1 pseudogene is annotated in these 10,851 nt (G+C 77.2%); it reads right to left on the bottom strand.

The features are described 5' to 3' along the window. A pseudogene (locus ACLQ28_RS20015) lies at positions 1–10,716 on the bottom strand (hypothetical protein); the annotation flags it as partial. Positions 10,717–10,851 lie beyond the last annotated feature (135 nt).

Below are 10,851 nucleotides of genomic sequence, written 5' to 3'. Positions count from 1 at the left end.
CCGCGCCGCCAACTCCTCCCGACTCAGCCTGTACGCGTCGTCAGACCGGCCCACACCCGACCGCCCACCACCAGCACCACCGCTCCCGTCCACAGCGGCCTTGTCCGTAGCAGGCTGCGGCTTGGACTTCGGCTTGGGATTCAGTCTGGGCAGCAACTCGCGGCCGTCCGGTGACAGTCCGACGTGGACCCGCGCCAGTTGCCGACGCAGCTCCCATACCCGGTTTTCCCGTCGTACGACGTCGAGCGGATCCGACCCCGCGACCGGGTTCGCCAGAAGCGTGTTCAACTCGTGCTCGATGGCCCACTGCCGCGACCGCAGATCCCACAGCGCGTTTGCGCGGCGCTGCGGTGGCACGCCGTGACCGGGCCCGTGGCCGTTCAGAATCTCCCGCTCATGCGGGGTGAGCGGCTCCGTCAGCGCCCGTAGCCGGGCGTACTTCAGCCGTCGCGCCTGCCGCGCCTTCTCGTCGTCGTGCGACGCCACCCCCTGCGGCCGTACCTGCGCGTCCTGCTCGCGCAGGACCTCCAGACGCGTCCGCGCGCGGTCGACCAGCTCGGTCCAGTCATCGGGAGCCGGGCCTGGAACGCTCGGCCGGCCCGCACCACGGCTGCCTGCCGCCTGTACGTCGATGGGAGCCGTGACCGCGGCCAGCCAGTCCCGGGCCCGGAGCGTCTCGGGGTCCGGCGCGTGGCCCGACGGAACGGTCGGGCCGGACGGCTCGCCGGTCGGCGTCTGCGCCGTCGGTGGGCCGGTCCACGTCGAGGTACTCGCCGCGATCGCGCTCTCCAGGGCGGCGGCCCGCCGCTCGCCGAGCACGTCCCGGGCCGGGGGAACCGCGCCCGCGCCCCGATCCCCGATCCCCGCCGTGGCCCAGACGGTCTCGCCGGCCGGCTCCTCCGAACGTTCACCCGCCGGCAGCGCGGTGCCCCTCGGCACGGCCGAATGCCCGCCTGCCGGCACGGCCGTACGCTCGCTTTCCGACACGGGCGGCCTCGGCGGCTGGTCCGTGCCGTGGTCGCCGGGCACCCGGGCGGCCGCCGGGTCCCTGCCCAGCCCGCGCGCGTCGAGGGCAGCGTTCTGCCGCTCACGCATACTCTCCACCTCGGCCGAATCGGTCGGCGTCCGGTCCACGACACGCCGTCCCGCCGGCCGCTCCTGCGGCGTCTGGGTCGGCGGCTGGTCCGAACTCGTGGCGGGCCGGCTCCGTGCCGTGCCGACCCAGCCCGGGTTGTCGAGGGTGGGCTCCCAGTACCGGTCCGGGCGCTCGGTCGTCGTCCTGGACCCCGAGACCTCCGGACGCCTCGGTGCGACCCCGCCGCCCCCGGCCGGACCGCTCGTGCGGCGTGACCCGCCGCTCGACGGCTCAGGTGGCTGGGCCGGCGGCTCCGGCGCACCGGCTGGCGGCCGGGGCCGCGTGGTGCCGGCCCGTGGCGCGGGCGCGTCGGCCGGGGCGTCGCTCTCCCCCGGGCTGCCGTCCAGGCGTCGACCCGGCCCGGACCAGGGGGACCCGCCTACCGTTCCCCTCGCCGCTATGCCGTCCGTTCCCGCCGCAGGGTCGTGCCCGCCCGCAGCCAGAGAGCCGTCCGGCCGGTCCGCCGCAGCCGGAGCGCGCCCGCCCGCCAGCCGAGAGCCCTCCGGCGCCTCCGGCCTGCTCCGGCTGGCGAATGGGACGAAGTCGCTCGCCGCGTTGGCCAGGCCGCCCTTCCCGCCGGCCGGCCGGTCCACTCGCCCGTCCGGCGTACGGCCCAGGGGGCGGCCGTCGCCGGGAGAGTCGCCGCCCGGCGTTCCCCCGGTGCGACGGGGGGCGCCGCCATCGGCGGAAGCCGGCTTCGGTTCCGGCACGCCCAGCCGGTAACCGTCGTCGTTGGTCAGCCCGAGCGGCCGGCCGTCCGGACCCGACGCGCGGACGTTGAACTTGACCTTGTACCGCTCCCAGTAGTAGGCGTCGCCCTGCGGGCCGTCCGCCGGTCCCTCCCCCACCGGCCGGGCCTTTGGCTCGGGCAGTCGCATCCAACGGTCCGGCAGGTTTGCCGGATCACCGCCGGCGTGCCGCCCGGCGACGGCGCCGCGGGGCAGCCATACCCAGCCGTCCCCGTCCACGTCACGGATCTGGGCCGGGAACTCGCGGGGGCCCGGGCCGGTGGGCTCCTCCACAGGCACCGTGCGCCGGCCGTCGCCGACGTCGAGGAACCGACTGTCGAGGTCCTTGAGCAGGTACCACTTGGTGCCGAACCGGTCCTCGACCGCCCGCCAGTACCAGTTCGCCGGCCACTCCCGCTCGCCGACCGGCGGCAGGTCACGCGGCGTCGTCGAGCCCGCCTCACGGGGTTCCGGTGCCGCCGCGTCTCGCTCGAGTGGGCGTACGACCACGGTGTGCTCGGGTAGCGGTTGGGCGGCGTCCACCTCGCCCAGGGTCCGCCCGGCCGGGCGGTACGGCACCTCCCGCAGTCCGGCGTCCACCAGGCGCCGGGTCAGGTCGTCGAGGCGACCCGCCAGCTCGGCCGGCGGCCCGTCGACAAAGCCGTGCGGCCCGTCCGCCGAGCGGTCGATGACGAACGTGCCCGGCTCGCCGGCCGGGTCGCGCCGGACTTCCACGGTCCATTCGTCGCCGAGTCGGAACCGCCCCGACGGGCCCGGTTCGAGCCCGAGGTGCTCCTGCGGCAGGGATTCGTGCGCCCGGGCGGCCGGCGCGACGCGGACCGTCGACGCGAACGGCACCGGCACCCGTCCCCCGTTCGGGCCGTAACCCGCGAGGCGCCCGGCGTCCACGTCGCCCGCCCGGCCGGCCGGCACCTCCACGGTGACGTCGAGCGCGTCGGCGAGCCGGGCACCCGGCGCCGGCTCGCCGTCGACGTGGGCGAGATCGAGCAGGATGCGCGTGCGGGCGGCCGACGGCAGCTCCCCCAGGTACCAGTCGAGGACGTCGCCGTCGACCCGGCCGCCGACGACAACCCGTACGGTGTCCGGGTCGGCCGGCGTGGACAGCGCGGACGAGTACGCCCGGTCGCGCGGGCCGGCGCCGATGTGCACGTAGACGGCGGACCCGGCCCGTTCCGCCTCCGCCCCGCGCAGCGGCGTGCGCCGCAGGATGGCGTCGGCGACCTGCTCGGGCGTCCACGGCGCGTGCGCCCGCAGCGCCTCGTCCACGATCGGGCGCGCCTCGCCGACCAGTTCGTCGATGACGTGTTCGGGGACCCGGTCCCGCAGCCCGGCGTGCTCGCCACCGATGGTCTCGTCGTATCCGCGCAGGAAATCGCGCACGAAGTCGTCGGCCGGGGGCGCTCCGCCGACGTCACGACGCAGCTCTGCCCACCGGTGTCCGGCCTGCTCGACGGCGACAACCAGCCGCTCTTCGTACCGGACGCGCGCGGGCATCTCGGCGCGCGCCGCCTCGGCCTCCCGAATGAGGCGGTCGATCGCCCGCCCCACGGACGGCGGGGCGTAACCGTCGACCGCCAGCTCCGAGCGCTGGGCCGTGTCGACCTCGCGCAGCCGGTACCGCAGCTCCCGCGCCATCCGCTCGACACCGGTCGGGGCCAGGTCGACGGCGGACGTCCGTACGGTCGCCACCAGGTCGGCCACCAGCTCGTTGGCGAGCGTGTCGACGGCCCCCTCGTAGGCCAGCCGCTCCCGGGCCCCGGGACCGCCGTACATTCGCTCGAACCGTTCGAGGTGCGTGTCGGCGATCTGTTGGGCCGCGCCGTCGAGTTCGCGGGCGATGGGCCCGTGGTCGACGTCGCGGTAGTCGAGGGACCACCGCTGCCGCAGCCACGCCTCGGCCGCGCGCTGCCGCACCTCGGCGCCGATCGCCGGGGGCAGGTCTTCGACCTGCTGGCGCAGCTCGCGTACCGGAACGGCGTCCGTGTCGGCCCAGGCCCGCACGCGCGCGGCAGCCCGGTCGACGGCCCGCTCCACGCTCGCCCGGGATTCGTGGGAGAGCCGGAGATACTGGTCGAGTCGCCCGCGCAGGGCCTCGTCGGCGGCGTCCCACCGCGCGCGGTGCGCCGGGTCGAACGCGTCGCCCCGGCCCGGCGCCTCGCCGCCGCGCGGCGGGCGGGCACCCACCAGGTCGTCGGCGGTCATCTGTACGTCCCGGGCGAACGCGCGGACACCCTCGGCGATGTCCTGCTCGGAGACGCCGCGCTCCCGGGCCCGGCGCGCCGCGTCGGTGACCGCCGGCTCGTGCCGCCCGATCTCGTGACGGTGGAAGCCGTCGAGCCGGAGCTGGGCGCGCAGTACGGCGTACCCCTGTTCCCACTCCGCTGCCGCGCGCTGCCATGCCTCGGAGTCGACCGGCGCGTTCTCGCGCCGCACCGGGGTCCAGGTGTCCTCGAACAGCCGCCGTCCTTCGGCGACGAACCGGCCGCGCCAACGCACCAGCTCGGCGGTGGAGAGTCCGTCGAGCGACCCGAACCGGGCGCTGCCGTCGTCGGAACGCAGGCGGCCCAGCTCGCCGGTACGGCCGACCTCGCGCGCGAAGTCGGCCGCGAAGTCGGGCCGTCGGGCCTCGACCCCGGCGCTGTCCCGCAGCCTCGCCCGGTACGAGTCGACCAGCTCGTCGGCGCGCGGCGCGAAGCGTACGGCAGCCTCGTCCAGGTCGAGTTCCGGCGAAACGGAATCCTCGGACCGTTCGGGCGCGGCCGGCTGCGCCCGACCGACGAGCCCGCCATCGCCGTCGGCGGTCCTGGCCAGCGGCGGAGTGTCCGGCGTCGGATGGACCCCGCCGAAGCCCTCCGGCAGCAGGTGGGCGTCGTCCCGACCGAGCGGCGCCGTCCCGGTGGGCACCACGGCGTCGAGCGAGTCCTGCGTGAACGGCGCCTCCCAGCGCCGCCCCGGCCGCGATCCAGCCAGCTCGTGCAGCAATGTGGCGAACCGGCTCTCGTGGGCGGCCTCGTGGCCGAGCCACCGGCCGCTCTCCGCCTCGTTCATGCCCCGCAGGCCCTGGTAGCCGCCGACGAACTCGCGGCGCAGGCGCTCGCCGAGGGCGTCGCGGGTGCTGTCCGCGATTCGCAAGGCGCGGCTCGAACCGCCGCCCATCACCGTGTCGAACTCGCGCGCGGCCTCGACGACCAGCTCGCCGAACCGCCGCTCCTGCGCGATCCGCTGGCGCAGCGGTTCGGCGAACTCGTTCAGCTCCCGGCGCCAGTCCCGCAGCTCACGCGCGCTGCCGCTCTCGTGCCGCCGGGCGAACGCGCCCGCCTCGCCGGACCAGCCTCGGGCGCGCGCCTGGCGCAGGGTGGTGTCCAGCACGGCCCGGACCCGGGCCGCCTCGGTGTCGGTCAGCGCGGCGGCCGCGGCTCGCGTACCCGGCTCCTCGGCGACCTTGGCGAACATGTCCGATCCGACCTGGGCGAGGGCGAGGTCGTCGGCGAGCCGCTCCCGCGCCGACACCATCCGGCTGAGCCAGGCGTCCCGCACGGTGACGTTCGGTCCCGGGCCGCGCGACGCGTCCTCGTGGCTGTCCCGCGCGGCACGGAAGAAGTCCGCGCCCACGCGGTCGACGTCGCCCTGGGAGAGCACGCGCCCCTCGGGGCCGCGCGACCCGTCGTAGCGCGCCAGCGTCTGCTCGAACATGCCCGCCGCGTCGGCGCGGGTCTGGGGATCCCGGATCCGTTGCAGCTCCCGCCAGGACTCCTCGCCGCCGGCCCAGCTGTCGGGCGCCGGTTCGCGCGCCTCCGGTGCGTGGTCCCCGCCGGCCGGTGGGCCGGCGATCCGGTCGCGCGCGAGCTGGTTGAACCGTTCGGGCAGCACCGCCGCCCGGGCCCCGACGAGGTCGGCCAGCCCGGCGGAATCCAGGGGCGGCCGACCGCTATCTCCCCAGGCGTGCTCGCGGATGACCGCGATGTCCGGGTCGTACTCGCCGGTGCGGATCGCCTCCAGGTCGGCGGTGGAGACCCGACCCGCCTCCTCCGGGTGCGCCTCCCGCCAGGCGCGTACCGTGCGGTCGAAGACCGCGTCCGGGTCGTTGCCGCGCAGCACCAGCTCCTGTTCGAGCCGGGCGCGCCGCCACGCGATGCCGGTGAGTTCCAGTCGGGTCCGCGCCCACCTCCGCTCCAGCTCGCGCTCGGCCCGGGTGACCGCGCGGTCCGCCCCGGCCGACGCCGCAGTCCCGTCCGGTGCCGTCGCCCTGTCCGGTGCCGTGGCCTCGCCGGGTCGCGGGGCGGTCCCGGCGAGGCGGGCCTCGCGCAGGGCGTACGCCCAATCGGGCAGGTCACCGGCGGCCCGGTCCAGCCGCTCCTGCCAGGACCGGAGCCGGCCCGGGTCGGCGAGTTCGGCGGGCCGGGAGAACTCGCCGGGTCGGTCGCCCCAGACGGCGCGGTGTTCCGCCGTCAGCCGCTCGTCGAGTCGGTCGCGGATGCTTCGCAGCTCGGCCGGGGTGAGCGCCAGGTCACCGGTGCGCCGCGCGTCGCCGAAGTGCGCGAGCTGGGCCCGCTGTTCCGCGGCGAACATCCGTTCGGCGGTCTGCGCCAACGCCAGCTCGTCGTCGAGGCGGAGCGTCTCCGGGCGCAGCCGCGCGGCGGTGGCGTCGCGTACGTCGTCGAGCCGGGCGTGCTCGCCGCTCTCCCGCCACGCCTGCTCGTACAACTCGCCGGCCCGGGCCCGGTACCTGTCTGCGGCGGCGGCGAGCCGCTCGACCGGCAGGTGGTCGGTGGCGCGGAGCCGGCCGACGGCCCCGTCGAACAGCCGCGTCACGTCGCCGGCGATCCGGCCGGTCGGCTGGCCGCCGAGGATCCCCTCGTCGAGTCCGTCCGCCCACGCCCGTCGCAGGGCGGCCAGCGTCTCCGGTGACCGGTCCGGGGCGCGCAGGAAGCGGTCCCGGAAGTCGGCAAACGCCTCGCCCCGGATCCGCGCGATCCGGCCCGGTGCCGCCGCGTCGCCGGTCAGCCCGTCGAGCCGCGCGGCGAGCTCGGGCTCGATCGTGGCGTACTCGGACTCGACGAGCGTCTCCTGGCGTACCCGGTCGGGGTAGTCCCCTTCGAGTTGCTTCCGGCGCGCGTCGAACACCCGCTGGGCCTCGGCCGACGATTCGCGCGGTGCGCCGGCCGGGCGGGCCTCGGCCGGCACACCGCGCCCGCCGGCCGCGCGGCCGATCGTCTCGTCGTACGCGGCGCCCACCGCGTCCGCGTGGTCGCCTCGGGCCCGGCCCAGGCCGGCCGCCGACGGCCGTGGTCGTGCCGGATCGGCCGGCGCCGCGGTGAGGCGGGCGTTCTCCCGCCGCGCCCAGTCGCCGGCACCGCCGGTGTGGAACTCCCGTCGCGCGGCGTCGTCGAGGCGGTCACGGATGGTCCGGGCGTGCGCGTCCAGCCGATCGGCCACCGTGGACGCGCTGACCGGGTCGTCGAGGTCCGCGCCGTCGCGCCAGGTCCGCAGCTCGCCGGCCACCCTGGCCTCGAAGTCGGCGCGGATCGACGCTGGAGCCTGGGCACCCTCGGGGCGCGCGGACGACGCACCCGTGCGGGCGGACGATCCACCAGGGCTCGTGGACGGCCCGCCGGGGCGGCCGGCCGGGCCGTGCGCGGCTCGGGCCTCGGCGGCGATCCCGTCGAAGCGGTCGGCGAAGGAAACCAGCCGGGCCGCCTCGTCCACTCTCGCCCGCAGGCCGGTGCGCCAGTTCCGCCCGATCTCACCGAGCAACTCTGGCGGGGCGTCAGGACCGGCCGCGTGGATGGCCGCGCGCAGGTCGCGACGGGCCTCGGCGCGTACGGTCGACGCGAACGAATCGACGTCGCGGCGTCCGGCGAGGGCCTCGTCGAGCCCGGCACGACCGGCGGCGAGTTCACCCTCGTACCGTTGCTCCAGGCGCAGCCGGCCGGCGAAGTCGTCGGTCAGCCGCCCGAGGCGTTCGCGCGGGCCGGGCGGCAGGGACGCGCCCAGGCGCGATTCTCCGGCCACCGCGGCGCGGACGTCCCGCAGCAGGTCGGCGCGGACGCGCGCGAAGCCCTCGGCGGAGGGCATCGGGCCCGGCTCGGTGCGCTGGAGCCGCGCGTACGAGGTGTCGGCCCACCGGCCCACGTCGTGCACGAGCCCGGCCCGGACGGCCCCCGCGTCGGGCAGACCGACACGGGTGCCGAGGGCGTCGGCGACCCGGACGACCTCCGGCGTCATGCCGCGCAGCCACTCGGCGCGCACGTCGGCGGCCCGCCGGTACGGCCCGAGGCGCTCCCACGCCGCCTCGTAGGCGGCCATTCCGCGCTGGCGGAACTCTGCCTCGATGCCGAGCAGGTCCCGGTCGCTCGGTTGCGGGCCATCCGGCGTGGTCCGGGTCCGGAACTCGGTCATGCCCTGGTCGAAGAGGTTCCGCAGTTGCGCGTGCAACGTCGTGCCCACGGAGGACGGGCCCCAGAGGCCGTTCCCGAGTTTCGTCAGCACGTCCCGCCGGATGCCGCGCAGCACGTGCGGCGAGGGGTCCGGACCGGCGGCGAGAACCCTGGTGCGGAACTCGTCGAACGCCTCGCCGCGCACCCGTGCCGAGTCGGCCTCCGCGCCGTTGCGGGCCGCCACGGCGGCGCGCTCGGCCTCGAATGCCGCGTACTCGGTCTCAACCAGGTGCTCCCGGTCGAGTCGGGCCCGGTAGCCCTCGCCGATCTCCGGGACGCGGTCGGTTTCCGGCCCGCCGCGCGCCCGTGCCAGGTCGATCTCGTCGAGGTGGTCGGCGCGGGCCCGGGCGAACCCGGCCGGCGACAGCGGCTGCCGTCCGGGGGCGGTGTCGGCGAGATGCCGCCGCTCGATGCCGGCCGCCGCGTCGGCGAGGTCGGCCCCGGCGCCGAGCCGCGTCCGTGCGGTGTCCGCGTGCGCCGCCAGCGCCTCCTCGATCTCCGTTCCGCCGTCGACCCGGTTGCCCGCCCGCCAGGCGGTGAGGTCGGCGTCGGCCGCCGCGTCGTACTCTCCCCGGATCCGCCCGAGCACACTGTCCGGCACGTCGTACGGCTCACCCCGAGCCGCCCGCTCGGCCTTCCAGCCGGCCGCGATGCCGTCGAACCGGTCGGCGAGGCCGCTGATCGCGGCGGCCCGGTCGAGCCGGGCGCGCAGACCCGCCGACCACCGCTCGCGGATCTCCCGCAGCAGTTCGGCCGGGGCATCCGGGCCGGCCGCGCGGATCGCGGCCCGGAATTCCGCCGCTGCCTCCTCCGCCGCCGCCGACTCCCACGGTCGCCAGACGCCCTGGTCGCGTACCTTGGCGAACTCGGTCTCGGCCAGGCTCTCGGCGCGGATCCGGGCGACGAAATCGTCCCGCAGGTCACCCAGTCGCGCGCGCGTGCGGGCCGAGTCGGGCGAACCCGGTTCCAGGTCACCGCCGTCGGACAGCCGGTCGAGCAGGTCGGCCCTGGCCCGGTCGTACCCCTCCGGCGACAGCGGCCCCTCCTGCCGCCGGAAGGCGGCGACCTGCGCGTCCGCCCACCGTTCGAGGCCCAGGAACAGGTCGAGGTCGTGGCGGATGTTCTCCCGGATCGTGGGCAGGTGGTCGCCCAGCCCCGCCCGCTCCGCGTGCACGACCTGCCGGCGGAAGCCGTCGAACAGCCGTTCCCGCGACACCGCCGACCCGCCGCGCGCGGTCGCGTACTCGTCGAGTTCCCGCTCGATGGCCCGGAACTCCCGCTCGATGCGCGCCTCGCGCTCGACCCGGGTCGGATACTCGTCGAGGAGCCGCCCCCGCGCCGCCGTCAGCTCAGAGTCCACGCCCCCGTCGCCGGTACGCGCCCGGAAGTGTTCCCCCGTCGGCCCGTACCGCTGTCGGACAGCCTCGCCCAATTCGGTCCTGAGGTCGCCGGCGACGCGCCGGTAACCGTCAGCGGAGAGCGCGTCCGGATGGTCCGCCCGGTGCCTGCGGCCCAGGGCCGTCGCGTCGCGGCTCAGCTGATCCAGGGACCGGTGCCGCGTTGCCTCCATCGACAGGCGGTCGCGCAGCGCGGTGGCGTGCCCGCGTACGACCTCGGCCGCCGCCGAGACCGCCACCGGCCGCTCCGGCGAGGGCGTGCCGTGCGGCGCCGACGGCGACGCCTCGGTTCGCGCGCCGCGCGGCCCCTCGAAGAGGCCGGCGAGGTCCCGCTCGACCCCCGCGCCGTGCTCCGCCCGTGCACTGGCCAGTTCCCGGTCCGGTACGTGATGTGGCTGGCCGCTGCGGCGCGCCTCGCGGGACCACTCCCCCGCCACGGCGTCGAACTGGCCGGCCGGGTCGAGCCCACGGGCGCGCAGCCGCGCGAGCAGATCGTCGAGCGTGGTGACGGCCTCCTCGGAGCCATCGACGGACCGGGCCGGCGGCTCGCCGTCCTGGGCCACACCATCCTGGGCGGCACCGTCCGGGGATCGTTCGCCGGCGCGCGGCCCGCCCGGGCGGCCGGTGGTGGTGGGGCGGACCGGGGCGTCCGTCCCGCCGGCCGCGTGGGCGGGCGGGGCCGGCTCGCTCGCCGAGCGCGACGACGCCTCCACCATCGGGCGCCCGCCGGGCTCGCCGCCCCCGGACCCCGGCCTGGCCGGGGCAGTCGATGGCCCGTCCACCGGTGCGCCGGCGTGCGTGCCGGCGGCGGCGACCGGGCCCGCCCGGTCGCCGCTTCGCGCCGCAACGGTGCCGCCCGGCCGCCCGCCGTCCGGTGACGGCTCGGGTCCGCTCGCCCGCTCGCCCGGAACGGCAGCCCGCTCGCCCGGGACGGCCGTCCGGTCCACGGGTGTGCCGGGCCGGGACGTGGGCAGCCCGCGCCCGCCGGTCTCGGGCACGCCCGCTGACGGGTGCGATTCCGTCGACGATTGCGCGGGTGGGCGGCCCCCGCCCTGCCCCCGCGGGCTCCCGCTGCCCGACGACGCCAACGAATCCTGCGGGCCCCGACCGAGCGAGCGGGGCGGCTCGCCCGG

The organism is Micromonospora sp. DT201, assembly GCF_049841575.1.
Lineage (GTDB): Bacteria > Actinomycetota > Actinomycetes > Mycobacteriales > Micromonosporaceae > Micromonospora.
The sequence above is the reverse complement of the archived record's forward strand: the minus strand, read 5'-3'. Positions and strand labels throughout refer to the sequence as shown.